The organism is Streptomyces boluensis (assembly GCF_009908195.1).
Classification (GTDB): domain Bacteria; phylum Actinomycetota; class Actinomycetes; order Streptomycetales; family Streptomycetaceae; genus Streptomyces; species Streptomyces boluensis.
In genome coordinates, this window is the sequence record NZ_JAAAHS010000068.1 from 1 (window position 1) to 25,844 (window position 25,844).

21 protein-coding genes, 2 tRNA genes and 1 pseudogene are annotated in these 25,844 nt (G+C 72.3%); 8 read left to right on the plus strand and 16 right to left on the minus strand.

Features of this window, described 5'->3' with window-relative positions:
- Window positions 1–522 precede the first annotated feature (522 nt).
- A complete protein-coding gene (locus GUY60_RS11925) occupies window positions 523–1,776 on the plus strand; it encodes a M6 family metalloprotease domain-containing protein (RefSeq protein WP_161696781.1) in 1,254 nt (417 codons plus the stop codon).
- A 108-nt stretch (window positions 1,777–1,884) separates the two neighbouring features.
- Here GUY60_RS11925 and GUY60_RS11930 read toward each other — a convergent pair.
- The 7 genes from GUY60_RS11930 to GUY60_RS11960 all read right to left on the minus strand — a co-directional run bounded on the left by GUY60_RS11930 (window position 1,885) and on the right by GUY60_RS11960 (window position 8,497).
- A tRNA-Lys gene (locus GUY60_RS11930) sits at window positions 1,885–1,958 on the minus strand.
- Window positions 1,949–2,590: a bifunctional DNA primase/polymerase gene (locus GUY60_RS11935; RefSeq protein ID WP_161696742.1), complete on the minus strand. Its 642-nt coding sequence runs from the start codon at window positions 2,588–2,590 to the stop codon at window positions 1,949–1,951. Before GUY60_RS11935 ends, GUY60_RS11930 begins: the two co-directional genes overlap by 10 nt.
- A gap of 230 nt (window positions 2,591–2,820) precedes the next feature.
- On the minus strand, window positions 2,821–3,162 hold the full coding sequence (locus GUY60_RS11940; RefSeq protein WP_161696744.1) for a DUF8844 domain-containing protein: 342 nt from the start codon (window positions 3,160–3,162) through the stop codon (window positions 2,821–2,823).
- Between the two features lie 285 nt (window positions 3,163–3,447).
- Window positions 3,448–4,812 (minus strand): AAA domain-containing protein, encoded by a 1,365-nt coding sequence (locus GUY60_RS11945; RefSeq protein ID WP_161696746.1) that lies wholly within the window; start codon window positions 4,810–4,812, stop codon window positions 3,448–3,450.
- Window positions 4,809–6,395 carry a hypothetical protein gene (locus GUY60_RS11950; protein ID WP_161696748.1) on the minus strand — a complete coding sequence of 529 codons (1,587 nt, stop codon included), beginning with the start codon at window positions 6,393–6,395 and terminating at the stop codon, window positions 4,809–4,811. Before GUY60_RS11950 ends, GUY60_RS11945 begins: the two co-directional genes overlap by 4 nt.
- A gap of 61 nt (window positions 6,396–6,456) precedes the next feature.
- The gene (locus GUY60_RS11955) at window positions 6,457–7,668 is read right to left on the minus strand and encodes a nuclease-related domain-containing protein (RefSeq protein ID WP_376771206.1); all 1,212 of its coding nucleotides are present in this window, start codon (window positions 7,666–7,668) and stop codon (window positions 6,457–6,459) included.
- A complete protein-coding gene (locus GUY60_RS11960; protein WP_246234774.1) occupies window positions 7,562–8,497 on the minus strand; it encodes a phosphatase PAP2 family protein in 936 nt (311 codons plus the stop codon). The genes GUY60_RS11955 and GUY60_RS11960 overlap by 107 nt, the downstream gene beginning before the upstream one ends.
- 340 nt (window positions 8,498–8,837) lie before the next feature.
- On the opposite strand from GUY60_RS11960, the gene GUY60_RS11965 reads away from it, so the two are divergent.
- Window positions 8,838–9,434, plus strand: a complete 597-nt coding sequence (locus GUY60_RS11965; protein ID WP_161696754.1) for a histidine phosphatase family protein — start codon at window positions 8,838–8,840, stop codon at window positions 9,432–9,434.
- A gap of 100 nt (window positions 9,435–9,534) precedes the next feature.
- On the opposite strand, the gene GUY60_RS11970 is transcribed toward GUY60_RS11965, so the two are convergent.
- Complete coding sequence (locus tag GUY60_RS11970) at window positions 9,535–10,932, minus strand: NsdA family TPR-like regulatory protein (protein WP_161696756.1); 1,398 nt, start codon at window positions 10,930–10,932, stop codon at window positions 9,535–9,537.
- A gap of 282 nt (window positions 10,933–11,214) precedes the next feature.
- Here GUY60_RS11970 and GUY60_RS11975 point away from each other — a divergent pair, with 282 nt between their 5' ends.
- Together GUY60_RS11975 and GUY60_RS11980 are read left to right on the plus strand one after the other, a co-directional pair.
- Entirely contained in the window at window positions 11,215–11,628 is a 414-nt protein-coding gene (locus tag GUY60_RS11975; RefSeq protein WP_246234780.1) for a hypothetical protein, read from the plus strand.
- 99 nt (window positions 11,629–11,727) lie between these two features.
- Window positions 11,728–12,579, plus strand: a complete 852-nt coding sequence (locus GUY60_RS11980; RefSeq protein ID WP_161696758.1) for a spermidine synthase — start codon at window positions 11,728–11,730, stop codon at window positions 12,577–12,579.
- Between the two features lie 96 nt (window positions 12,580–12,675).
- On the opposite strand, the gene GUY60_RS11985 is transcribed toward GUY60_RS11980, so the two are convergent.
- Window positions 12,676–13,236 (minus strand): hypothetical protein, encoded by a 561-nt coding sequence (locus GUY60_RS11985; RefSeq protein WP_312866269.1) that lies wholly within the window; start codon window positions 13,234–13,236, stop codon window positions 12,676–12,678.
- A 148-nt stretch (window positions 13,237–13,384) separates the two neighbouring features.
- Between GUY60_RS11985 and GUY60_RS11990 the strand changes: the two genes are divergently transcribed.
- The 3 genes and pseudogenes from GUY60_RS11990 to GUY60_RS12000 all read left to right on the plus strand — a co-directional run.
- Complete coding sequence (locus GUY60_RS11990) at window positions 13,385–14,077, plus strand: response regulator transcription factor (RefSeq protein WP_187369992.1); 693 nt, start codon at window positions 13,385–13,387, stop codon at window positions 14,075–14,077.
- The gene (locus tag GUY60_RS11995; protein WP_161696762.1) at window positions 14,074–15,474 is read left to right on the plus strand and encodes a HAMP domain-containing sensor histidine kinase; all 1,401 of its coding nucleotides are present in this window, start codon (window positions 14,074–14,076) and stop codon (window positions 15,472–15,474) included. Before GUY60_RS11990 ends, GUY60_RS11995 begins: the two co-directional genes overlap by 4 nt.
- A 368-nt stretch (window positions 15,475–15,842) precedes the next feature.
- A pseudogene (locus GUY60_RS12000) lies at window positions 15,843–16,730 on the plus strand (chitinase); the annotation flags it as partial.
- An 88-nt stretch (window positions 16,731–16,818) separates the two neighbouring features.
- Here GUY60_RS12000 and GUY60_RS12005 read toward each other — a convergent pair.
- The 4 genes from GUY60_RS12005 to GUY60_RS12020 form a co-directional block, all read right to left on the minus strand.
- Window positions 16,819–18,282, minus strand: a complete 1,464-nt coding sequence (locus tag GUY60_RS12005) for a GH1 family beta-glucosidase (RefSeq protein ID WP_161696766.1) — start codon at window positions 18,280–18,282, stop codon at window positions 16,819–16,821.
- Between the two features lie 99 nt (window positions 18,283–18,381).
- On the minus strand, window positions 18,382–19,287 hold the full coding sequence (locus GUY60_RS12010) for a carbohydrate ABC transporter permease (protein WP_161696768.1): 906 nt from the start codon (window positions 19,285–19,287) through the stop codon (window positions 18,382–18,384).
- A complete protein-coding gene (locus tag GUY60_RS12015) occupies window positions 19,284–20,342 on the minus strand; it encodes a carbohydrate ABC transporter permease (RefSeq protein ID WP_161696770.1) in 1,059 nt (352 codons plus the stop codon). The genes GUY60_RS12010 and GUY60_RS12015 overlap by 4 nt, the downstream gene beginning before the upstream one ends.
- Window positions 20,343–20,345: 3 nt before the next feature.
- Complete coding sequence (locus GUY60_RS12020) at window positions 20,346–21,662, minus strand: ABC transporter substrate-binding protein (RefSeq protein ID WP_161696772.1); 1,317 nt, start codon at window positions 21,660–21,662, stop codon at window positions 20,346–20,348.
- A gap of 235 nt (window positions 21,663–21,897) precedes the next feature.
- Here GUY60_RS12020 and GUY60_RS12025 point away from each other — a divergent pair, with 235 nt between their 5' ends.
- Window positions 21,898–22,953: a LacI family DNA-binding transcriptional regulator gene (locus tag GUY60_RS12025; RefSeq protein WP_161696774.1), complete on the plus strand. Its 1,056-nt coding sequence runs from the start codon at window positions 21,898–21,900 to the stop codon at window positions 22,951–22,953.
- 84 nt (window positions 22,954–23,037) lie between these two features.
- Here the strand turns inward: GUY60_RS12025 and GUY60_RS12030 are convergent.
- The 3 genes from GUY60_RS12030 to GUY60_RS12040 form a co-directional block, all read right to left on the minus strand.
- Window positions 23,038–23,110 (minus strand) — tRNA-His (locus GUY60_RS12030).
- 136 nt (window positions 23,111–23,246) lie between these two features.
- Window positions 23,247–23,849, minus strand: coding sequence for an oligoribonuclease (gene orn, locus GUY60_RS12035; RefSeq protein ID WP_161696776.1), 603 nt, complete (start codon window positions 23,847–23,849; stop codon window positions 23,247–23,249).
- Between the two features lie 5 nt (window positions 23,850–23,854).
- A complete protein-coding gene (locus GUY60_RS12040; protein ID WP_161696778.1) occupies window positions 23,855–25,063 on the minus strand; it encodes a helix-turn-helix domain-containing protein in 1,209 nt (402 codons plus the stop codon).
- Between the last annotated feature and the right edge of the window lie 781 nt (window positions 25,064–25,844).

A 25,844-nucleotide genomic window follows, 5' to 3' on the forward strand; every position in this document is an offset into this window, starting at 1 on the left:
TCGACGGACGGTCGGGGTTCGGGGTGGCCGATGGTCGCTTCAGTGTGACGCTCTGTGACGCTGTGAGGTGCTGTGCCGGTCGGCCGGTCGGCCTCGGAGGCCGCCGTAGCCGTGTGCGCCGGCCTTTCGGACGTACCGCTCACCGCTCGCTCCCGCAGGGCAGTTGGTTCTCGTACAGGTCTGGTCGGAGTAGCTCGGCCGGAAAGTGTGCCGATCATAGAGGCTGGTCGGAGTACCGATCCAGCTCCGCCACGGTACCCAGTCGGCCGGACGGAAACGCTCCGGATTCCCTTGCCACGCGGGCCCGTTGATGCTCGATCGTTTCTGCTCGACGTGATGCCGGTCCTGATGCCCCCTGATGTGTCCCGACCGATTGCCGTCAACCTCGCACACCTTTCGTGACGCTCCGTAAACCCCCTACGGGGAGCCCGCTCACTCGACTGGGGCACCGAAACAGGGCGTACATCAACAAATCGTCACAGTCTGGGTGTGGTGTTCCGCCGTCCGCACCCGGAGGTCGACGTGCCGCGTCCGCATGCCCTCGGGGGGTTCCCTCGCGCAGGGGGCTCCCCACCCCACGCGCGCGCCCTCGGGGCCGCGCTCACCTCGCTCGCCGCGCTGGCCGCGACCTCCCTGGTCGCGGGCCCGGCGAGCGCCGAACCGTTCGCGGGACCCTGCGCCCTCGAACGCACCTCGGCCCACCACTCCGAGGGCCTGGACAGCTGGAACTCCGCCTACCCCAAGCCCGAGCGGAAGCTCGACGCCGTCATGGTCTTCCTGTCCTTCCCGGACTCCGCGCCCAGGACCACCCCGAAGGAGCTGACCGGCGACTATTTCCCGGAGACCAGCCGCTTCTTCGAGAAGGCCTCCTACGGCCGCTTCACCCTGCGCCCGCACCCGCAGCGCGCCTGGATCGAGATGCCTCAGACGTCCACCGCGTACGAGATACAGCGCGACTGGGACTCCGGCCGCCGCAGCGAGTATCTCCGCGACGCCCTGAAGGTGTCCGACCCGGAGGTGGACTTCAGCGCGTACGACGTCGTCTACTTCGTGGCCGACCCGGACGCGCCCGGCGTCGACTCGGACGCCACCAAGGTGGTCAACTTCGACCAGCCGCTGTACGCCGACGGTACCGACATCCGGCGCATCGTCACGGTCTTCGAGCAGCACCCGCCGGACCGCAATGTGCTCGCCCACGAGACCGGCCACGTCTTCGACCTGCCGGACCTCTATCACCGGCCCACCGACGGCAAGGGCGACTGGGACACGTACGTCGGCGACTGGGATGTGATGGGCAGCCAGTTCGGCCTGGCCCCCGACCTCTTCGGCTGGCACAAGTGGAAGCTGGGCTGGCTGGACCGCGAGCAGGTGCACTGTGTGCAGGGCGCGGACGACGGCCTGGTCACCCTGGAGCCGCTGGCCCGCGCGGTGCCACGCGGCCAGACCGGCGGCACCCGGCTCGCGGTGGTGCGTACCGGCCGCGACTCGGCCATCGCCGTCGAGGCCCGCGGCTCCACGGGCAACGACCGGAACACCTGCACCGAGGGCGTACTCGTCTACCGGGTCAGCAACGAGCCGGCGTCCGGGCGCGGCCCGGTCGAGGTCCTCGACGCCCACCCGAAGTCCGAGGCGTGCTGGGACGAGTCGGTCTACCCACAGCTCGCCGACGCCCCGGTCCGCCTCGGCGAGCGCTTCACGGTGCCGGGGGAGTCGGTCAACGTGGAGGTCGTGAACCGCTCGCGGACGGGGGCTTGGACGGTGCGGATCACTACGTAGGTGGGCGTGGGAGTGGGCGGTGCGGGTCGCTACGTAACGCTCGTGCGGTGCGGAGGTCCCGGCAACACAAGAAGCCCCTCGCTCTCGCGAGGGGCTTCTTGTCGTCTGTGCGCCGCCAGGGACTCGAACCCCGGACCCGCTGATTAAGAGTCAGCTGCTCTAACCAACTGAGCTAGCGGCGCCTGCTGACGTCGTAGACCTTAGCACCCTGATCGGCGGGAGGAAAAATCGATATGCGGACCGCGGCACCCGCTGTGGCACGTGCCACTCGCACACTCGCCCAGAGCAGTACCTCGGGTCCCGGCAGCCATGGTTCGCGGGTGTCGGGGGCCACCAGCCAGCGCGAACCGAGCCGCTCAGTGGGGGTGCCGGGTGCGGGCGGGGCGAGCGGCGGAACGGTCACCGCGTCGCCGGTGCCATGACAGAGCGGGGCCGGTACGGCGGGGCTCCACTCCTCCCAGGCGAGCAGCGACGGCAGCCGCTGCGCGGTGCCGGGTGCGGCGAACAGCAGCATCCGGCCGCGGTGCGCGGCGACCGGGCCGGAGCCGGGGCCCTCGTCCCATAACCGGTCGAGCATCCGCCGCCCGAACACCGCGGGCACGCTCACCACATCGAAGGCCGAGCCGCACGGCAGGACGACCGGGGCCTGCGGGCGGGACTCCCAGAGCGCGAGGGTGCTGCGGGGGTACGGCGACGCGGAGGCGAGCCAGCTCGCGCCGTCGTGGGTGACCACGGTCGCGCGGTCGAGTACCGGGACGGCGGCCGTGGTCGATCGGAGGGCGGGTTCGCTGAGGTGGGTCTCCCGTGCGCTCATGACAGAAGGTCTACCGGGAGCGACGGTTCCGTTTCTGTGTGTTGCCAGAAACGGGGACAGGGTGGGGCGTCGTGGAGTATCTTGCCCGTCGGCATATGCCAACGGATCTTGTGCGGCGTGTGAGGCGGGTGCGGCGTCTGGGGTTCGCGGGGGGCTTCTGGGGCCCCGTGCTCCCCTGCTCCCTGTGCCCCCGTGCTCCCGGATGTGCGGCTACCGCTGCGGCGCAGGGCTCACTGCTGGCTGCCGGTGCGCAGCAGCTCTCTGCCGAACTCGACCATCTTCTTCGCGTAGTCCTCGGTCCAGTCCGCGCGCTGCGCGATGGCCGCCATCGTCAGGCGGTCGAACCGCCCGGGGTCGGCGAGCTGGGCCGCCGCGATGGCCTGGAACTCCACGGAGCGGTCGGCGGCCGTACGGAACGCCAACGTCAGCTCGGTCGCGCGGGCAAGCAGCTCGCGCGGGTCCTCCAGGGACTCCAGGTCGAAGAAGTGCTCCGGATCGGTGGCGGCCTCCGTCGGCTCGAACAGCAGCGGTGCCGGTCGCAGCCGCGGCTGGGTCCGCTCGGGCTCCGCCATGCCTGCCTCCTCGTACTTGTACGTAGTGCCTCGACCCGGTCGCTTTTCACCGGGCCGATTCCATTGTCCAACCGCCCGCAAGACCGCCTTGAGGGGTGCGCTTTTTGCGGGCGCTCACTCCGGTTCTTGGGCCCGCTCACTCCGGGCGGTGCGGCACCCGGTGCTCCGACAAATGCGACAGCACCGCATGGTTCGCCTCCCAGCCGTCCGGGCTGTTTCCTTTGGTCGCCTCCGGCGACGTGCCGGACTCCGTCCGGCGGTGGGGCGGCTGAGGTCGGGTGCCGGTCATGGTTGCCACGGCACCCGATGCTCCGACAAATGCGACAGCACCGCGTGGTTCGCCTCCCAGCCGTCCGGGAACTTGACCGTGACTCCGAGCTGGACCGGTTCCGTCGACGGGTGGTCGTCCAGGAGGTCGGCGATTCCGGCGCGGGCGACCACGATGCACGCGTGCCGGTGGCGGGACGCGAGGACGCACAGGCGGCCCGTCTCCAGGTGGAACGCGGTGGCGTCGGGGCGGCCGGAGAGCGGGTGCAGGACCACTGTCACGTCGTACTCCCGGCCCTGGAGGCGGTTCGCGGTGTCCACCGTGACGCCCGACACGGCGAGTTCGGCCAGGGCCGCGCGCACCGCGGCGGCCTGGTCGCGGTGTGCGGTGCCGACGGCGATGCGGTCGGCGGTCAGCGGCACCGGGTCGGGGGAGCGCTCGCTGACCGTGGCGCCGCCGCGGTCCAGGAGCCGGCGGACCACCGCGGCCACCGCGCGTACCGCCTCCGGATCGGTGCGGGGCGTGTGCCGCGCGGGCAGTTCGAGCAGGCCCCAGCCGGACGCGGCCGCCTCGTCGAGGACCCGGTCGGGTCCGCCGCCGTCCGACGGCACCCCGAACGACAGGCTCCGGTCGCCGTGCCCGGTGCCGCTGCGGAACCGGGTGTACGGATAGAACGCGTCGCTGACCAGCGGCGCCGCCGAGGCGGGCAGCCGCCACGACACCGGCAGGCGGTGCTGCGGCAGGCTCGGATTGTGCGCGAGCAGCGTCGACACCGCGCTCGCCGACGGGTCGTACGAGAGCCCGGCCCACTGCTCGCTGCCGACGATCGCGAACGGGTCCAACTGCCCCGGATCGCCCACGAACAGCGCCCGCTCGAACAGCCCGGCCACGGCGAGCAGCGCGTCCGAACGCATCTGGTACGCCTCGTCCACGATCGCGTGCCGCCACGGCTCGACACCGCTGACGTGCGCCCACTTCGCGGCCGTGGAGATCACCACGTCGAGCCCGGCCAGGTCGCTGGCCTTGGTCGACTTGCGGACGTGCTCCAGGTCGTCGAGCGCCTTGTCGTACGGATCGGCGTCGCTGCTGTGCAGGCGGCCCACCGGCAGGTCGGGTTCCTTCTCCGCGAGCCGCAGGACCAGGTCGTCCACCTGCGCGTTGGTCTGCGCCACCACCATCAACGGGCGTCCCGCCGCGGCCAGTTCACGTGCGGCGTTCACCACCAGGGTCGACTTCCCGGCGCCCGGGGGCGAGTCGACGACGACGCCGCGCGCCTCGCCGTGGAGCGTGTCGTGGAGGATCGCGGCGGTGGCGCGGGCGGCCTCGGCGGACGGGTCGAAGGGGGCGTCCGCGCCGTGCGTACGCGGGTCGGCACTGCTCACAGCGTGTCCTCCGACGTCACCGGATCGGGGGCCTCCGCACCCGTGCCGGGCGGACCACCATGGGTCCACGGGGTGTCCTCCGGCTCGGGCAGCGAAGGCCCACCGCGCGGTGCGTGCTCGAACAGCGTCCAGGTCACCTGATCGCCCTTCTCCGGCACCGAACCCTCGTCGGGCTCCTTGCCGCGGCCCATCTTGTCCATGATCCGCAGGACCACCCCGCCCTCCTCGTCGTACCCCACGAACTGGGCGCTCTGCGGCTTGCCCGCCAGCGAGCGGTACACCTTCGCGCGCTCCGCGAGGTGCGGGCCGTCGTCCGTGCGCAGCGTGACCAGCGGGCGCGGGCTGGGGCGCTTGCTCTCGCTGTACGCCATCACCACCTCGGTCACCTCGCCCGCGAACGCCTCGCCGGAGAGCCGCCGCGCGGCCATCACCAGCGGGTCGTCCAGGGCCTCCTGGGCTTCGAGGCGGGCCTGGGCGGTCTCGCGCGCCGCCAGTTTGTTGGCCGCCGTCACCGCGTCGTCGCGGCGGGGCTGCGGGGGCTCGCCGGCCAGCACCCGGTCGCGGTGGCCGGTGTACGACCAGCGGTCGCGGGTCCAGCGCTCCGCGGCCCGCTCGCCCTCCGGCAGGTCGTTAAGCAGGTCGAGGCCGTGCCACACGGCGTCCCAGGTGGGCCGGGTGCGGCTCTCCACCAGGGCGCCGATCTCCCGCTCCGCCGCGGTCAGTTCGGCCAGCCGGTGGTCGGCGGACGGGCCGTCGTCGGCGGCCGCGAGAGCGGTACGCGCCCGGTCGTACCGCTCGATGGCCGGGGCGAGGAGCTTGTTGTCGAAGGCCGGGTCGGTGGCCGGGCCCGCCGGTGGGCACAGCAGCTGGCCGCCTGCGTCACGGGCGGTCTCGGCACGCCGCGCGGCCTCGGCGCCCGCGTCACCGCCGGGCGGGTCGATCCAGGCGAGCAGCGCCCCCAAGTGCTGGTCCTCCAGGCTCGACTGGCCCGTCGCCCAGTGCCGGGCAAGGAGCTCGGTCATCGCCGCGATCAGGGTGGAACCCGGCACCCGGGCCCGCTCCGCGAAGTGCGTCAGCCAGCGCCCGAGCAGCGGCACGCGCGCGGGTGCCGGATACGGGGTGTCCGGGTCCTGCTCCGCCGTACGCCGGAACCGCATGGAGCGCCCGAGCAGCCGTACGAAATCGACACCCGCGCGGCTCGGCACGATCAACTGCGGGGCATCCGCGCACAGTTCGACCTCGACCTTGACGCGCTTGCCGGTCTCCGGGTCGGTCTTGCTCTGCTCGGCGGGCTCGGTGTCCTCGGCGAACGAGTCGACGTACGGCAGGACTTCCTCGGCCAGGTCGGCGAGGAAGGCGAAGCGCAGGTCGCGGTCGCGAGGCTGCGGCACCACCAGGAGCCGGGGCCGCTCGCGGTCCGAACCCACCAGGGCGCCGAGCGGGGCGCCCGCCTCGCCCGCGGTGGTCAGCGGCACGAACACCAGGGGGCGGGCGGCCAGATGACGGTGCCGGACCATGGCGAGCGGCTGCGCGCGGCCGGACTCGACGGCCTCCAGGCGGGCCAGTGTGTGGATCAGTGACATGGGGTCCGCCTTTCGGTGGCGGTGGCCGTGACGGGGGCAGTTGCGGTGCCGCGCTCGGGGGTCAGCACGCCGTGTCACCGCCCGCCGCCGCGAGGGCCTCGGCGCGCAGTCCGGCCGCGCGGCGCAGCGCCGCCACCGCCGGGTCGTCCGGGTCGCCCGCCGTGCCGCGCGCGGCGGCCAGCACGTCCTCGACGGCGGTGAGTGCGCCGAGTTCACCCCGCACCGAGCGGCCGAGCGCGGTCACCTCGCCGTCGCCACGGGCCCGTTCACGGCAGTGGAAGGCCAGCTCGCAGGCGGCGAGGCACTCCGGGGCGTACGCCGCGGGCACCGACTCGACCGCCTCGGTGAGCTCGGCCGCCGGGCGCTCCACGTCGAAGGTGGTGCCCTCGGGCAGCGCGTCCGCGATGTCCTCGATCCGGGTCAGACGGCCCAACTGGCGCTTGGTCACGGAGAGTTGCTTGCGTACGTCCATGACGGCGGCGGTCGGCTGGTTGGAGAAGTCTTTCGGGCAGACCAGCAGGACCCGGTGGTGCACCGGGGGAGCGGGGTCGAGATGCCCGGCGACCTGCTGCAGCGCCAGTGCGTACACCGCGGCCTGGCGGGCGGCCGAGCCGACCTTCGCGGCGTCCGCCGCGCCGTCGATCATCGGGAAGGACTTGATCTCCACGACCGTCCAGTGCCCGTCCGGGTGCACCACCACCGCGTCCGGCTCGAGGAACGCGGGCGAACCGGCGACGTCGAGCGCCAGCATCGGGTGGTCGAGCAGCGTCCACGCGCGGGTGCCGCTCGCCTCGCGCAGGGCGAGCGCGGTGCGGGCGGCCCGGCCCTCGGGTCCGGCGGCGGCGAGGTCGGGGGTGCGCACGGCGGCCGGGTCGCCGTCCGGGGCGCCGGTCGTGGGCTCGGGTCCGCCGCCCAGGTGCGCGTGGACCAGGCGGAGCAGTTCCGCGCCGCCGTCGGCCTTCACCTTCGCCTCGAAGGCGTTCCCCCGGACGAAGGCGAACTGGGACTGGCCGAAGCCGGACGGCGAGCCGAGCGCTTGGGCGAGCGCGGACTTGTCCACGCCCGCGCCGTCGAGCAGGGCCCGGCGGCGGCAGCCGGGGTTCGCGGCGAGCGCGGCGAGCGCGCGGGCGTCCAGGGCCTTGGCGGGGACCGCCGGGCCGCGCAGCTCAGCGAGCCGCTGCCGCAGGGCTGTCACCGGCGGCGCTGTCCGCGCCGTCCGGTCCGTCGGCGGGACCGCTGCCTCCGGTCCCGCGCTGATGGGGAATTCGCTCACCTGGCGAAGTCTCGCACCCGGCACTGACAACCGGGGAACGCGAGCCGGAGAAGGCCGTGGACCAGCGCGAGTTGACCCGGTCGGCGAGCCGGATCGCGGGCCTGCCGAGCAGCAGTCCGAGCCCGATCACGGCGGCCCCGGCGACCGCGTCGAGGAAGTAGTGGTTCGCGGTGCCGAGCACGACGACCGTGGTCAGCAGCGGGTACGCGACACCGGCGGCGCGCAGCAGCGGCGAGCGTCCGTACCGCCACAGCATCACCCCGCACCACAGCGCCCACCCCACGTGCAGGCTCGGCATCGCCGCGTACTGGTTCGTCATACCGCCGAGCCCGCGCGGCGCGCTCGCCTCGGCGCCCCACCAGCCGTACGCGCTGTACTGCGCCATCGTGTCGACGAAGCCGTGGGCCGCGTCGAGGAGGCGCGGCGGGCAGGTCGGGACGAGGGTGAAGCCGAGCAGGCCGATCAGAGTGGAGATCATCAGCGAGGTGCGGGCGGCGCGGTAGTGGGCCGGGCGGCGGCGGAACAGCCAGACCAGGACCGCGGGTGTGACCAGGTAGTGCAGCGAGGCATAGGCGAAGTCGGCCGGGACGCCCAGCCAGGCCTGCTCCGTGAAGAGGCGGTTCAGCGGGTGCTCGGCGTCGATGCGAAGGCCCTCTTCGAGGCGGAGGATCGCGAGCCCGTGGTCGACGGCCGTGGACACGTCGCCACGCGCGAGGAGCCGCCCGGCCGAGTAGGCGACGTACACCACGGCTATCAGCGGGAGTTCGGTCCACCAGCGCGGCCGGTGCGTCACTTCCCGAGCGGTCTGCGGCACCTGATCGCGCGCCATTGGGCGGCTCCCCCTCCGGTCAGGGCGGCCTGCGCCGCCGGCCCGCTCCACGCCGTACCTGGCCGGGGCTCCCCTGCCCCCGAGCGGTGCGACCGCGAAGACGCGGAGATCGACTTCCGGGTTGCCAGTACGCGGCGAGGAGTTTGCGGGGCGGTGCGCGGGCCCCTGGGGACGGTGCGCGAGAGGTGCGCGATGATGGACGGGGAGCTGGGGCGACCTGTCAGGAAAAGTCGGTACGCGGCGGACGGCCCGCGCGTGGTGCTCGTCCGGCGGTTCCGGCCGCGACGGCCGGTACGCGCCCAGCGCCCGTGTACGTACACCGACCTTGGGAGAGACCCTCATGGCACCGCGCATCCTCCTGGCCCGCCACGGACAGACCGAGTGGTCGCTGTCCGGCAGGCACACCGGCAGGACGGACATCCCGCTGCTCGACGAGGGGCGGCGCGGCGCGAAACTCCTCGGCGAGCGCCTGCGCCGCGCGCCCTGGAACGGGCTCCCGGACGTGGAGGTCCGCACAAGCCCGCTCGTACGCGCGCGTGAGACCTGCGACATCGCCGGGTTCGGCGAGCGGGCGCGGGAGTGGGACACCCTCATGGAGTTCGACTACGGCGCCTACGAGGGCATGACCCCCGCCGACATCCACGCGACCCGGCCCGGCTGGGTGATCTGGCGGGACGGTGTGCCGGAGGGCGAGACGCTCGCCGACGTGTCCGCGCGTGCCGACGAGGTCGTGGAGTGGGCCCGCTCCGCCGACCGTGACGTGCTGGTCTTCGCGCACGGCCACATCCTGCGCTCCATCGGCGCCCGCTGGCTGGGCCTGCCGGTGGACTTCGCGGCCCGTATCCGCCTCAGCCCGACCTCCCTCTCGGTCCTCGGCTGGGCCTACGGCGACCCGGCGATCGAGGCGTGGAACGAGACCGGGCACCTGGAGGGCTGAGCCCCCACGGCGTACGGAGTGCTGGATTCCGTACCGCCGGGCAGCCACCACGCGCGCGTGGTGCCCGATTCCGCCGCCGCCCGGTGCTCAGAACGAGTGCTCAGACCGGTCGCGGCAGTCCCGCGTGCCGGTCCAGGAACGCGGTGACCGAGGGGTTGCGGCGGTGCGGCAGCAGCACGCGCGCGGTGGTGGCGAGTATCGACTGGATACGCGACGACTGGACCTCGCCGAGCAGTTCGAGGACGCGCCGCCCCGCCTCCGCCGCCTCGTCCGGACGCCCCGCGCGGGCCAGGTCGTCGGCCGACTCGGCGGTGTAGAGCGCGATGTTCCGGGTGAAGTGCGGGGTCCGTGTCTCGGCGACATGCGCGGCGCGCTGGGCGTGCCGGGCGGCGCGCGCCCAGTGGCCGAGCGCCGACCAGCACTGCGCCTCCAGGCCTTCGAGCTCGGCCTCGTTGTAGAAGCTCATCCACTCCGGGTCCTCGTCCGCGGCGCCCCGGCCGAACAGCGCCTGCGCGCGTGCGAGCGACTGCTCGCAGCCCGCCCGGTCGCCGAGCACCGCGAACGCCCCTGCCTCGCGCATGGAGAGCAGCGAAAGCAGCCGCGCCGAGCCCTGCTCGCGCGCGGACCGCTGGGCCGCCTGCGCCGCCCGTACGGCTTCTCGCGGGCGGCCCGCGTCCCGGGCCAGGAACGACATGTTGCAGAAGGCGTGTGCCTCAAGCGCGGCGTCGCCCGCCATCCGGGCCGTCGCGAGGGCCTCCGCGTAGTGCGAGCGCGCGTCGTCGAAGCGGCCGGAGTCATGGGCCAACCAGCCCACGGAGATGGCCAGTTCGCCCGCTCCGGCATGCAGCCGGTCCGAGGTGGACTGGCGGGCGGCGCCCGCGTCGAGCAGGGCGTACGCGGTGCGCAGCGGGGCGGAGGCCCGCCGGTACAGGCCGTCGGCGCCGTGCCGGTCGTCGAGGAGCCTGATTCTGCGTACGGCCTCTTCGACCGCGGAGGCCTCCGTTCCGCCGACTCTGCGGGGCGCGGCGGCGGCCTCGGGGCTGAGGGGGCCGGTGAGCCCCAGGGAAGCGGCGGCCGCGGTGGCCGTGCTTCCGATGAATGCGCGACGCAGCACGTCGCTCTCCTCGGTACTCGAATGCTGTGCGGGCAGCAGGGCGTTCAGGGGCGGGACCGAGCGCTGCGCGGACGGCGTGCCGGTACTGGCGCGCGCGCCCCGGCCCCGCACCGTCTCGCGCGGTGCGAAGCCCAGGTCGGTCAGCGTGCGGCCGGGGAACAAGTGCAGAAACACCCGCTCGTACGCGTAGTTGGGGCAGCGGATCTCGCCCGCCTCCACCCGGCCGATGTACCGCGCGTCGCAGGAGACCCGCTCGCCGATGTCCCGGGCGGCCCGGCGCACCGTGGCGGCGAACTCGCCCGGAGACAGCTGCCCGCGCAGTTGACGGAAGGCGAGATTCGGCCGGGAAGACCCCGCTGACGATGTCATCGGTGACGACGCCATTGGCCAAAACCTCTCGTGCGGTTCATGCCGGAGGGTGCCGCTGTTGCCCGGTGGGGCCAGGGCCCTGCTCGCTCCGACGGGGCACGAAAGTACCCGCTGCGACAGGGGCGGTACGCGGTGTTTGGCTACAAACCGGAAATCTCATGCCGGTTCTGCCATGAACTGCCATCCGATGAGGCGGTGTTGAGCCGTAGCTGTTGACGTGGGGCGGCGTTGAACCATGCGGAGAAGGAGCTACACCGCGCCTTCTCGTACGAGGAGGTTCCCTTGTGGAAGGTCGACATGGTGAACGGTGACTTCCCGTGGACGCGGCCGCCGTCCGGACCCGAATGCGACCTGGTGACCGTCCCCGCGCGGCAGGGCCTCGAAGCCGTGGACATCCTGCGCCGCGGCGCCGTCCCCGCGGTCGGCCCGGTGCTGCACGACAACACCTGTGACACCCTCGGCTTCCTCGTACCGCCCGGCACCGCCGCCGCCTGGGACCTGCCGGGCAGCGCCTGTACGCAGACCTTCGGGCGCGGCGTCCCCACCGCCTCCGTGGCCGCCGGGGCGCCCGTCGACCCGGCGCCCCCGGTCAACGGCGCGGGCTGGCTGCTCGCCCCCGCCGATACGGATCCGGTGACCGACCCCACCGTGCTGCGCGCGGCGCTCGGCCTCGCGGCCCGGCTCATCGAGGCGGCCGACAACTGCCGTTGAGCCCTCCGGTCCGGGGGGCCGGGACCGCGCCGAGTCCTACGGTCCGGGGTGCCGGACCCGCGCCGAGCCGGAACCCGCGCGGGCGTCGATAATGGTCAGATGGCCAGAAGAAGACAGGACGCGGAAGCCGTCGTCGAAGAGGTGGACGGCGGACTGGCCGAACTCATTCCGGACCCCGACCGCACGCGCGCGTGGACGCTGCTCGTCGACGGTGCCCCGCAGTCGCACGTGGACCTCGACGACCCCACCCACCTCGAATTCGCGTACCAGCGCCGGCTCGGCCACATCGCCGACCTGATCGCACCCCAGGGCAAGCCCGTACGCGTCGTGCACCTGGGCGGCGGCGCGTTCACGCTGGCCCGCTATGTCGCCGCGACCCGGCCGCGCTCCACCCAGCAGGTCGTCGAGCGGGACGGCGCGCTGGTCCAACTGGTCCGCCGCGAACTGCCGTTGGCCTCCCATGCGCGCGTGCGGGTGCGGGCCACCGACGCGCGGGAAGGGCTCGCCAAGGTCCCGGACGGCTGGGCCGACCTGGTCATCGCGGACGTCTTCAGCGGGGCCCGTACGCCCGCGCACCTGACCAGCGCCGAGTTCCTCGCCGACGTACGCCGGGTCCTCGTGCCCGGCGGCCACTACGCCGCCAACCTGGCGGACGGGCCGCCGCTCGCGCACCTGCGCCGCCAGATCGCGACCGCCGCCACGGTCTTCCCGGAACTGGCCGTCGCCGCCGACCCCGCCGTGCTGCGCGGCAAGCGCTTCGGCAACGTGGTGCTGCTCGCCTCCGACCTGGCACTGCCCGTCGCCGAGCTGACCCGGCGCATCGCGGGCGACCCGCACCCCGGACGCGTGGAGCACGGCGCGGCGCTCGTCGACTTCACCGGCGGGGCGACGGCCGTCACGGACGTCGACGCGGTCGCCTCTCCGGCACCGCCGCCCGGGGTGTTCCGGTAGGCGTCCCGAAAACCGCCACCACGCGTAGGGCGTGCTCCCGCAAGGCGTGCTCCCGTAGAGACGAAAACCGCCACCACGCGCGTGGAGCACGGGCGTTCAGCGGTCGTCGATCTCCACCATCGGCTCGTGGTCGTGCCAGGTGCAGAACACCGACACCTCGCGGCCGCCCTGGGTGAACGTGACGCGGATCCACTCCGGCTGCTTCCACACCTGCATCTGCCAGCCCGAATCGGGGGTCGCCGAGACCAGCTCGGCCGAGTCGGCGCCCATCTCGAAGGCGACCCGGCCGCCCGAGACGGTGTAGCTCTTGACGTCCCCGGAAGGCTTCGCGTCGGCGTCCGAGCCGTCGGAGCCGCCACCGCCGTCCGACGTGTCGCCGTCGCCGGGCGCGCTGCCCGAGGGGCTGCCGCCCGAGGTGTCGCCGCCCGCCGTGCCGCCCTTGCCCTCGTCCTCGCCGGACCCGTCCGGGCCGGAGGGCTTCGGGGTCGTACGCGGGCGCTGCGTGGACGACGACCTGGGGCTCGCTTCCGGGGAGTTCTCCGCGGCGCCCGTGATGGGCAGGGCGCGCGGCCGGTCGTACGCCGTGCCCGTCATCACCGTGTGCACACCCCACCAGGACAGCGTGACCGCCGCCCCTGTGGCGAGCGTCCACGCCAAGCCGTGTACGAGTCCTCGTCGCTGCATCGCGGGCCATACTGCCCCATGCGGGCCGGGCCTGTCCCTGGCGGACCGCGGCGCCGGGAGGCGGGCGGCGATCGTCGCCGGGACGCGACCGGTGTCCCCCGTATGGCGTACGGTGCCGCCCATGGCAAGTGTGCTCGTCGTCGAGGACGACCAGTTCGTGCGCTCCGCCCTCATCCGGCACCTGACCGATGCCTCCCACACCGTACGGAGCGTCGGCACGGCCCTGGAGGCGCTGCGCGAGGTCGCCCATTTCCGCTTTGACGTGGTGATCCTCGACCTCGGTCTGCCGGATCTGGACGGCTCCGAGGCGCTGAAGATGCTGCGCGGCATCACCGACGTACCCGTGATCATCGCCACTGCGCGTGACGACGAGACGGAGATCGTCCGGCTCCTCAACGACGGCGCCGACGACTACCTCACCAAGCCGTTCTCCGTGGAGCACCTCTCCGCGCGGATGGCGGCCGTGCTGCGCCGCTCCGGCGCGGGCGGCGGCGCCGACGCCCCGGTGTCGCGCGCGCTCAGGGTCGGCGGCCTCGCCATCGACCCACTGCGCCGGCAGGCCGAACTCGACGGCGCCCCGCTCGACCTCACCCGGCGCGAGTTCGACCTGCTCGCCTTCCTGGCCGGCCGGCCCGGCGTCGTCGTGCCCCGCAAGGAGCTGCTCGCGGAGGTCTGGCAGCAGTCGTACGGCGACGACCAGACCATCGACGTACACCTGTCGTGGCTGCGCCGGAAGCTCGGCGAGACCGCGGCGAAGCCCCGCTATCTGCACACGCTGCGGGGTGTCGGGGTGAAGCTGGAGCCACCCCTTTGAGATGGGCCCTGGTCAAGGTCTGCCTGGCCGTGACCGCCATGGTCGTGGTCGCCTTCGCGGTGCCGCTCGGCCTCGTGATCAAGGAAATGGCCGCCGACCGGGCCTACTCCAACGCCGAACGCCAGGCCGCGGCCATCGGCCCCACCCTCTCCATCACCACCGACCGCGACCAGCTCGCGCGTGCCGTCGCCTCCACCCAGGCGGGCGCCGCCGGGAAGATGGCGGTGCACATCCCGGCGGTCGGCGACGACCCGGAGCTGGAGGTCGGGCGGCGCCGGGCGGCCCAGCGGGACCTGGACCACACCCGCGAGATCGCCAGCCCGTCCATCGCGGACGCCCCCGACGGCAAGGCCCTGTTGCAGCCCACCGCGCTCGGTTCCGGCGAGATCGCGATCGTCGAGGTGTTCGTGCCCGAGGGCGAGCTGAGCAACGGCGTCGCCACCGCCTGGCTGGTCCTCGCGGGCGTCGGCGTCGCCCTGGTCATCGGCTCCGTCGCGGTCGCGGACCGGCTTGGCGTACGGCTCATCCAGCCCGCCAAGCGGCTCGCGGGCGCCGCCCATGACCTCGGCGAGGGCAAGCTCAACGCGCGCGTGCCGGAGGACGGGCCGACCGAGCTGAAGCAGGCCGCGATCGCCTTCAACTCGATGGCCGACCAGGTCGTCCAACTCCTCGCCAACGAACGGGAGCTGGCCGCCGACCTCTCGCACCGGCTGCGCACCCCGCTGACCGTGCTGAGGCTCAACGCGGCCTCCCTGGGCGACGGTCCGGCCGCCGACCAGACCCGCGCCGCCGTCGAGCAGCTGGAGTCGGAGGTCGACACGATCATCCGCACCGCGCGCGCGGCCAAGCCCACCATGACGGGCGGACCGGGCGCGGGATGCGACGCGGCCGAGGTGATCCGGGAGCGGATGCGGTTCTGGTCGGCGCTCGCCGAGGACGAGGCGCGCAAGGTACGCGTCGCCGGCGTGGACGCCCCCGTGCACGTGCCGGTCGCCAGGCCCGACCTGACCGCCGCCCTGGACGCGCTGCTCGGCAACGTCTTCCGGCACACCCCGGAGGGCACCGGGTTCGCGGTCGACGTGCACAGTGCCGAGGACGCGGTGATCGTCCTGGTCTCCGACGCGGGGCCCGGCATCCACGACCCGGCGTCGGCGCTGGCCCGCGGCAACGGGCGGGGCGGAGCGGTCGGTTCGACCGGTCTCGGCCTCGACATCGTGCGGCAGATGGCCGAGGCGACGGGCGGCGACGTGACGGTCGGCAGCTCCGTGCTCGGCGGTACGGAGATCCGCATCTGGATACAGCTCGACGGCCGCAGGACGGGTGCCGCCCGTCGGGGTCACCGGGGCGGGGTACGTCGGCGGAAGCGTCCGGCGGGGTCGGGACCTGTACGCGCGTAGGCCCACGCACGCGTCGCGTACACCCACGCACGCGTGCACCCGAAAACCCCCACCACGCACGCGTGCGGGCCGAAACCCTAACCGCTCCCGATGGCCCCCTTAAGCGCGTCCTAAGAACCTCAACTCCCGTCCGGATCTTGCGGATTGTCCGATTCCGTGTCGCTAGCGTTCTGCCGCACCCCCACCCCCCGTACAGCAGAGGCAGGCAAGCGATGAGCACGCACCGGCGCAGGATCAGCGGCAGGACCAAGACGATCGGCGCGGTGTGCGCGGCGGCGCTCGCCGGCGGGGCCGCGTTCGCGTTCTCGGGTTCCGCGATGGCCACCAGGACCGAGCAGGGCGCCGGGGCCGCCGCGCCCCAGGCCGACACCGCCCGCTTCGCGCCCTACGTCGACACCTCGCTCGCCCCCGCGTATGACCTCGTCGACACCGCGGCCAAGACCGGCGTCAAGGAGTTCAACCTCGCCTTCGTCACCTCCGGCGGCGGCTGCGATCCGCTGTGGGGCGGCACGACCGGTCTGGGCGACGACAAGGTGGCCGCCCAGATCGGCGACCTGCGGGCCGAGGGCGGTGACGTCCGGGTCTCCTTCGGCGGCGCGGCGGGCTCCGAACTGGCCCTCAACTGCTCCTCCGCCGACGAACTCGCCAAGGCGTACGGCAAGGTCGTCGACGCCTATGACCTCAAGAAGGTCGACTTCGACATCGAGGGCGCGGCCCTGCCCGACACCGAGGCCAACACCCGCCGCGCCCAGGCCGTCGCCGCGCTGCAGAAGGAACACCCCGGCCTGGACGTCTCGTTCACGCTCCCCGTGATGCCCGAGGGCCTGACCGAGCCCGGCGTCGCCCTGGTGGCGGACGCCAAGAAGAACGGCGTGCGGGTGGACGCCGTCAACATCATGGCGATGGACTACGGGCCCTCGTACAGCGGCGACATGGGCGAGTACGCCATCCAGGCCGCCACCGCCACCCACGGCCAGATCAAGGAGGCGCTCGGCCTGTCCGACGCCGAGGCGTGGAAGGCCGTCGCGGTCACCCCGATGATCGGCGTGAACGACGTCACCACCGAGGTCTTCAAGGTCGACGACGCGCAGCAGCTCGTGAAGTTCGCGCAGGAGAAGGAGCTCGCCTGGCTGTCGATGTGGTCCTCGACCCGCGACAAGGCCTGCGAGGGCGGCTCCACCGAGGTCTCGCCGACCTGCTCCTCCATCGAGCAGGAGCCGTTGGCCTTCACGAAGGCACTCGGCGCCTACAAGTAGCCGCGCGGCGCCCCTCCTCGAACCCCCACACAGCGTGCCCCGACCGGCTCCCCCCACCCGGTCGGGGCACGCGTCTGGGCGCACGCGGCTAGCCCGCCGGGAGCTCGCCGTTCGCCGCCACGCGCGCGTACCACCGGGCGCTCGACTTCGGCGTCCTCGTCTGCGCGTCGTAGTCCACGTACACCGCACCGAACCGCTTGCTGTAGCCGTACGCCCACTCGAAGTTGTCGAGGAGCGACCAGAGGAAGTAGCCGCGTACGTCGGCACCCGCGCGGATCGCCTCGTGCACGGCGGCGAGATGGGCGTGCAGATAGCGGATCCGGTCCGGGTCGTGGACCCGGCCCTCGGCGTCCGGCCGGTCCTCGTAGGCCGCGCCGTTCTCGGTGATGAAGAGGGGAACTCCGGGAGCCTGCGAAGCGTATTCAGTGAGGAGGTCGACGAGCCCGGTCGGGTCCACCGCCCAGTCCATGGCGGTGAGTTCACCGGGCGCGCGGTGGAAGGCCACACCGTCGGCGCCGGGCCAGGGGGAGTGCGCGCTGGCGTTGTGCCCGTCCCGGCGAGGGGCGGCGGGATCGGTCGCTGCCGAGACCACGGCGGGCGTGTAGTAGTTGATGCCGAGGAAGTCCAGGGGGTGCTTGATGACAGCGAGGTCTTCGGGGCGTACGAAGGACCAGTCGGTGATGTCCGAGGTGTCCGCGAGCAGATCGGCGGGGTACGCGCCCTTGAGCAGCGGCCCCGTGAAGATCCGGTTCGCGAGCGCGTCGATACGCCGCTGAGCGTCCAGGTCCTCCGGCGCGTCCGTCAGCGGCCGCACCGCACTCGGGTTCAGGCAGATGCCCACCTGCGCGCGGGCCGGCAGCGCGCCGCGCAGCGCCTGGGCGCCGAGGCCGTGCGCGAGGTTGAGGTGGTGCGCGGCCCGTAGCGCGGCGACCGGATCGGTGCGGCCCGGCGCGTGCACACCGGAGCCGTAACCGAGGAACGCGCTGCACCACGGCTCGTTCAGCGTCGTCCACATGCCGACCCGGTCACCGAGCGCGTCGGCCACGATCCCGGCGTACTCGGCGAAGCGCTGCGCGGTGTCCCGCTCCGGCCAGCCACCGCCCGCCGACGAGCCGCTGGGAAAGGAGGTCTCCAACTCCTGCGGCAGGTCCCAGTGGTAGAGCGTGACCATCGGCTGGATGTCGTGGCTGAGCAGCTCGTCGACGAGTGCCCGGTAGAAGTCGAGGCCGCGCTGTACGGCGGGGCCGCGCCCGGTGGGCTGGACGCGCGGCCAGGACACCGAGAACCGGTAGGCGCCGAGGCCGAGTTCGGCCATGAGGCGGACGTCGTCGCGGAACCGGTGGTAGTGATCGCAGGCCACGTCCCCGGTGTCGCCGCCGAGCACCTTGCCCGGCGTACGGCAGAAGGTGTCCCAGATGGACGCGCTCCTGCCGTCCTCCTGGGCGGCGCCCTCGATCTGGTACGCGGCGGTGGCGGCGCCCCACAGGAAGCCGGGCGGAAACCGGGCCGTGCCGGCCTCGGGGGCAGGGGAACCGGAAGCGGTGGGCGACACAACAGAACCGACTGAGGACACGGGAGCGCTCCAGGAGTCGTACGGACAGGAGGGGAAGCCAGAAGGGGAAGCCAGAAGGGAAACCAGAAGGGGGACCTCTCACCCCTTGACCGCGCCCTGCATGATCCCGCCGACGATCTGCTTGCCGAAGAGGACGAACGCGGCAAGGAGCGGCAGCGTGCCGAGGAGCGCGCCCGCCATGATCACCGACTGGTCCGGGATGTAGCCCCGGCCGAGCCCGGTGAGGGCGACCTGCACGGTCGGGCTGCCGTTCTGCGTCAGGGCGATGATCGGCCAGAAGAAGTCGTTCCAGGACTGGACGAAGGTGAGCATGCCGAGCACCGCCATGGCCGGACGGGCCGCGGGGAAGACGATGTGCCAGATCACCCGCAGGCTGCCGGCGCCGTCCATCCGGGCCGCCTCGACGAGTTCGCCGGGCAGCGCCTGGATCAGGTACTGCCGCATGAAGAACACCCCGAAGGCGCAGACGAGGCCGGGCAGGATGACGGCCTGCAGCTGGTCCGTCCAGCGCAGCTCGGCGACCAGCATGTAGAGCGGTACGACGCTGAGTTGGGGCGGCACCATCATCGTGCCGATGACGAGCAGCAGCAGGAGGTTCTTGAAGCGGAAGCGCAGTTTGGCGAAGGCGAAGCCCGCCAGGGTGGAGAAAAGCACGGTGCCGAGGGCGACGGAACCGGCGACGACGGTGGTGTTGAGCAGGGCCGTGCCCATGTTGGCGTCGGTCCAGGCGATCTCCAGGTTCTTGAGGAGATTGCCGCCGAACCAGAAGGGCGGTGGGGTCTGCGCGAGCCGCGTGTTGGTGCGGGACGCGGCGACGGCCGTCCAGAGCAGCGGGAAGAGGGAGAGCGCGGTGAACGCGATGAGCACCGCGTACGTCCACCGGCCCCCGTGCAAGTGCCGCCCGGCACCGAGACCGCGCCGACCCCACGGCACGCGCACCGGGGCCGAACGACCCACCTGCGTACCGGACTTGGTCACACTCATGACGCCGCCCCCTCGTTCTTGAGAAGTCGCCGGGAGACCAGCCAGTTGACGGCGCCGATCAGGAGCAGGATCAGGAACATCGTCCAGGCGATGGCCGAGGCCCGGCCCAGGTGCAGATTCACCCAGCCCTGCTCGTACAGATACAGGCCGAGGGTCTGGAACTGGTGGTCCGAGCCGCCGCTCGCGCCCGCGCTGCCGTTGAACAGCAGCGGCTCGCCGAACAGTTGCATCGCGCCGATCGTCGACACCACACAGGTGAACAGGATCGTGGGCCGCAGCGAGGGCAGCGTGACGTGCACGAACTGCTGCCACCGCGAGGCCCCGTCGAGGGCCGCCGACTCGTACAGATCGGCCGGGACGGACTGCATGGCGGCGAGGTAGATCAGCGCGTTGTAGCCGGTCCAGCGCCAGATGACGATGGTGGAGACGGCCAGTTGGGAGGCGAACGAACCGTTCTGCCAGTCGATGTGGCCGAACCCGGCCAGGCCGAGCGCCCAGTTGATCATTCCGTAGTCGCGCCCGAACAGCAGCACGAAGACGAGGGTCGCGGCGGCCACCGAGGTGGCGTACGGAGTGAGGGCCGCGACCCGGAAGAACATCGAGCCGCGCAGCCGGTAGTTGAGCAGATGCGCGATCCCGAGGGCCATCAGGAGCTGCGGCACGGTGGAGAGGAGGCCGATGGTCACCGTGTTGGAGAGCGCGTTCCAGAAGAAGTCGTCGTCGAGCAGGCGCGAGAAGTTCCGCAGCCCCACCCACTCCATGTCGCCCGGCGCCGTCAGCTCCACCCGATGCAGTGACGCCCAGCCGGTGTAGAGCAGCGGGAAGAGACCGAACGCGGCGAAGAACAGGAAGAACGGTGCGACGAACGCGTACGGACTCCAGCGCATGTCGAGCCGGTAGCGACGGCTGCGCCGCTCCCGCGCCCGCCGCTCGGCCCCGGAGGCATCGGCCCCGGAGACATCGGGCACGGCGACACCGGCCCCGGCTGCCCGGTACTCACTCTCCGCCGGGTACTCACTCTCCGCCCGGTACTCACTCCGGTACTCACTTGCCATGACTCACTGATCCAGTGCGTTGTCGATCGCCTTCACGGCCGCCTGCCAGCCTTCCTTCGGCGACTTGCCCTTCTGGTCGACCTGGAGCATGCCGACGTCCGCCAGATTCTGGGCGATGATCAGGTCCTTCGGGCCGAGCACCTGCACCGGCGCGCCTTCCGCCGCCTCGGCGAAGATCTTCCCGATGGGGGCGTCACCGAAGTAGGCGTTCTTCGAGTCCGCGACGGCCGGCAGGTCGTACGCGGCCGAAGCGCTCGGGAAGCTGCCCTGCTCGGCAAAGAGCTTCGCCTGCTGCTCGGGCGCGGTCAGCCAGGCCGCGAGCTTCGCCGCCTCCTCGGTCCGCTTGCCCGCCTTGGGGACGACGAGGAACGAGCCGCCCCAGTTGCTCGGCTTCGGCGCCTGGGCGATGTCCCACTGGTCCTTGCCCTGCTCGCCCGCCTTGGTCTTGATGTAGCCGAGCATCCAGGCGGGGCAGGACACGGTGGCGAAGGTGCCGTTCGCGTACCCCTGGTCCCAAGTCGGCTGGAACTGCTGGAGCTTGGCGGTCAGACCCGAGGTGGCGAAATCGGAGGCGATGTTCCAGGCCTCCTTGACCCGGGGGTTGGACTTGTAGACGACCTCGCCGTCCTTGTCGTAGTACCGCTCCGCGTAGCTGCCGGTGACGGCGGCCATCACCCCGGCGGCCGAGTCGACGAAGGCCTTGCCCTCGGGCGCCTTCTCCTGGAACTTCCGGCCGGCCGCCAGGTACTTGCCCCAGTCGCCCGCCCACAGCTTGCCGACGGCCTCGCGGTCGGTGGGCAGCCCGGCCTTCTTGAACAGGTCCTTGCGGTAGCAGATGCCCTGCGGCCCCACATCGGTGCCGAGCCCGACGGTGGCCCCGCTCTCAGCGGTGCCCTGCCGCCACTTCCAGTCCAGATACGAACTCTCGGCGACGCCGGGCGTCTTGCCGAGGTCGACGAGCTTGTCCGACTGGGTGGCGACGACCTCGGCGATGTTGTTGACCTCGACGGCCTGGATGTCGGCGAGACCGCTGCCCGAGCCGAGGTGGGTGAGCAGCTGCGGGTAGTAGTTCTCGTTGCGCTCGATGGAGGTCTGCTTGATGACGACGTCCGGGTTCTGCCTCATGTACTCGTCGTAGAGCCCGGCCTCCTTGAGGCCGAACACCCCGAAGACCCCGACGGTCAGCGTGGTCCTGCCGCCCCCGTCGCCGGACGAGGCGCCGGGCTCCTCGGCGTCCTCGGCACAACCGGCGAGCGCTGAGGCTCCAAGGGTGACGACGGCCGCCAGGGCCACCGCCCGCGTACGGGTCGTGGTGCGCATTGCGTCCTCCAATGTGCCCTGAAGTGGCCGCGACCGTACAACTCCTGTTCACTGCACGGGAGTTGGAGCGGCGGCTCGGGCGGGGAACGTGCGGGTCATGTATGCGTCGGATACGATGGGAGCGCTCCCACCGTGATGTGTTGAAGGGTTGCGGCTCGCCTGAGGGGTGTCAAGGCGCCGGACGGCGAGAGTTGACGCGGAGCACGAAGACGGCGCGGGCGCAGGGGAGGCGGTCATGGCGGAGCGACAGCCGTACGGCAGGGGCGGGCGGCGGCCCACCCTGGAACAGGTGGCGGCGCGCGCGGGCGTCGGCCGGGGCACGGTGTCCCGGGTGATCAACGGTTCGCCCCGGGTGAGCGAGCGCACCCGGGCCGCGGTGCAGGCGGCGGTCGCGGAGCTCGGCTACGTACCGAACACCGCGGCACGCGCCCTCGCCGCCGACCGTACCGACGCGATCGCCCTGGTCGTACCCGAGCCGGAGCGCCGCTTCTTCGCCGAGCCGTACTTCTCCGACATCGTCCACGGCGTCGGCCTGGTCCTCGCCGAGACCGAGGTGCAGTTGCTGCTCACCTTCGCGGGCGGCGACCGGGAGCGGCGGCGGCTCGGGCAGTACCTCGGGGCGCAGCGCGTCGACGGGGTGCTCCTGGTCTCGGTGCACGCGGACGATCCGCTGCCCGACCTCGTCGACCAGCTAGGCGTCCCGGCGGTGATCAGCGGCCGCCGCTCCGAGGACGAGGCGCTGTCGTCGGTCGACTCGGACAACTTCGGCGGCGGCCGCGTGGCCGTCGAGCACCTGCTCCAGCGCGGCCGCTCCACCATCGCGATGATCACCGGACCGCTCGATGTGTACGGTGCGCGCCGCCGCCACGACGGCTGCCGCGCGGCCCTGGCGGCGGCCGGTCACCGGGTCGACCCCGAACTGGTGGAGCAGGGCGACTTCACGGAGGAGGGCGGCCGCCGCGCGATGGCGGCCCTGCTCGCCCGCCGCCCCGACCTGGACGCGGTCTTCGCCGGCTCGGACGTGATGGCGGCGGGCGCCCGCCTGGTGCTGCGCGAGGCGGGCCGCCGAATACCGGAGGACGTGGCGCTTGTCGGGTACGACGACTCGGTGATCGCCCGCCATATGGAGCCGGCCCTGACGAGTGTGCGGCAGCCGATCGTGGAGATGGGCCGGGAGATGACGCGGCTGCTCCTGGACGAGATAGCGAAGCGGCCCGAGGACCGCTCCGCCCCCGGCCGGCGCAGCCAGCTCGTACTGCCGACGGAACTGGTGGTCCGGGACTCTTCGTGAGCGGACGCCCCACCCCGGCTGTGGGGCGCGGCTCCGGAAACGCATCAAGGCCCGGACCTTACGGTCCGGGCCTTGATCCTTCAGGGTGAGTGACGGGACTTGAACCCGCGGCCACCTGGACCACAACCAGGTGCTCTACCAACTGAGCTACACCCACCATGACCGGTCGTTTTTCCGACCGGCCGAGAAAAAGTGTACAGGGTCCGAAGGGGTGCTCGCGCCCGCCTTTTCCGCGGCGGACGATCGGGGCCCTCACGGGCCCCGATCAGCCACTTTCGGTCCGGGCGGCCCGGCTACTCGGCGGGCGGTGCGTGCTTCGCCGCGATGGCCTTGGCCGTCTCCGAGTCGGGTCCGGGCTGCGGGACGAAGATCGCCTCGCGGTAGTACCTGAGCTCCGTGATGGAGTCACGGATGTCGGCGAGCGCCCGGTGGTTGCCGTTCTTGTCCGGGCTGTTGAAGTACGCCCGCGGGTACCAGCGCCGGGACAGCTCCTTGACGGAGGACACGTCCACGATGCGGTAGTGCAGGTACTTCTCCAGGCTCGGCATGTCCCGCAGCAGGAAGCCGCGGTCGGTGCCGACCGAGTTCCCGCACAGCGGGGCCTTGCCGGGCTCCTTGACGTGCTCGCGCACATAGGCGAGCACCTGCTCCTCGGCGTCGGCGAGGGTGGTGCCCGCCGCCAGCTCGTCGAGGAGGCCCGAGGCGGTGTGCATGGTGCGCACCACCTCGGGCATCGTCTCGAGCGCGGCGTCCGGAGGGCGGATCACGATGTCCACACCTTCGCCGAGCACGTTCAACTCCGAGTCGGTGACCAGTGCGGCCACCTCGATAAGTGCGTCGTCCGTCAGCGAGAGCCCGGTCATCTCGCAGTCGATCCACACCATGCGATCGTTCATGCGTCTCACCCTACGGGGCGTTCCCGCTGACCGGGGAGCGTCGTGCGAGCGGCGGCATACAGTTCGACGCCCGGTCTGCCCGTATCGGCCGAGGCCGTGGCGCCCGGCAGGCCGAGCGCGCTGGCCGCGGCCGCACGCCGGGACTGCGAGGGCAGCGGACCCGGACCGTCGAGCAGTTCGGCCGGCTTCTCGCTCTGCGGCCTGCGGGCGCGGTAGGCGGCCCGGTAGGCGGCGGGGGATGAGCCGAGCTGGCGGCGGAAGTGGCCGCGCAGCGCCACCGGCGAGCGGAACCCGCAGCGTCCGGCGACCTCGTCGACGGAGTAGTCGGAGGTCTCCAGGAGCCGTTGGGCCTGCAGGACTCGTTGGGTGATGAGCCACTGCAGGGGGGCGCTGCCGGTGAGCGAGCGGAACCTGCGGTCGAAGGTGCGCCTGCTCATGTACGCGCGGGCCGCGAGAGTCTCCACGTCGAACTGCTCGTGGAGGTGCTCCAGGGCCCAGGCGACGACCTCGGCGAGCGGGTCGGCGCCGATCTCCTCAGGTAAAGACCTGTCGAGGTAGCGCTCCTGGCCGCCGCTGCGCCGGGGCGGGACGACGAGCCTGCGGGCGAGTGCCCCGGCCGCCTCCGTGCCGTGGTCGGTGCGCACTATGTGCAGGCACAGGTCGATGCCCGCCGCAGTGCCCGCCGAGGTGAGTACGTCGCCGTCGTCCACGAAGAGTTCACGCGGGTCGACATGGACGGACGGATAACGCTTCGCGAGCGTCGGCGCGTACATCCAGTGCGTGGTCGCGGGGCGGCCGTCGAGCAGACCCGCGGCCGCGAGCACGAACGCTCCGGTGCACAACCCGACGATGCGGGCGCCCTCTTCATGCGCACGGCGCAGCGCGTCGAGCGCTTCCTCCGGCGGCGGTGAGGTGATCGACCGCCAGGCCGGTACGACGACGGTGCCGGCCCGCGCTATGGCCTCCAGGCCGTGGGGCGCGGTGAGTTCGAGTCCCCCCGTGGTGCGCAACGGGCCGTCCTCGCCCGCGCACACGAGAAGTCGGTAGCGCGGCACTCCCGCGTCCTGGCGGTCGATGCCGAAGACGGAGAGCGGAATGGAGCTCTCGAAGATGGGTCCGCCGCTGAACAGCAGCACGGCGACGATTTCTCTGCGCCGACGCCCGGAGAGCTTGCGTACAACGCCCTCCGATGTGGCTGCGGAGTCGTGGCTCACGGTGCTAAGCCCCCCTCGGTGGTCGCGGCGCCCCTGACTTGTCGGGCCTGTCGCTCCTGCACATTGCTTCTAGACGTCACAGCCCCTCGGTCCTGCACAAATCCCCCCGCCCAGCCGGTCATGATCGAATCTACTGTGTCCCGTAGCGTCCTCGTGACCAGTTCAGCATCAGGCTCAATGTCGACATTGGGCAGTGGCTCGAAGCGTTCGCTCATGAAGGCTTGTGCTCAAGGGTGTTCGGCGCAAGGGCGCGGGGGTTCGGTGGCCGGTCCCCGTAGGGGCCAGACGGCATCCGAGGGGTATCTCCCGTTGCTGCTCGGGGTGTTGGGGGCCCTCTGGACCAGCAGGCCTCAGTGCCGCCTACTTTGGCTGAAAAGAGTCCCAGGCGCTCGACTTGTTCAAGTCAGTGCCGAGTCGTTCGCGAGTCTGATTCAGGCCGCGTGCCGGTCGCCGCGAGATCCCCGCGCCGATGCCGCGCCGACTCCGAACGGCGCGCACCGTTCTGTTCCGCGAGCAAATGTGCCGCTCCTCGCTCGCTCCTGCGCAAGAGCACGCGGCATACCCCGGTGACCGCCACGAGTCCGAGCGCGGCCCCCGCGGCGCCGCCGAGCGAGGTGCCGTAGACGACGAGGACGACCGGCACCAGGACGCAGCTGAACGCGGCCCAGCCGACGACGTCGCCCGCCGCTCTGCCGGACTCCGTCGGCGCGGGAGTTGACGGTACGCGAGCGGCCTGTGTCGTGGGAGTCCCCGGGCGGTCCGGGGTGGAGGGGCGCCGTGG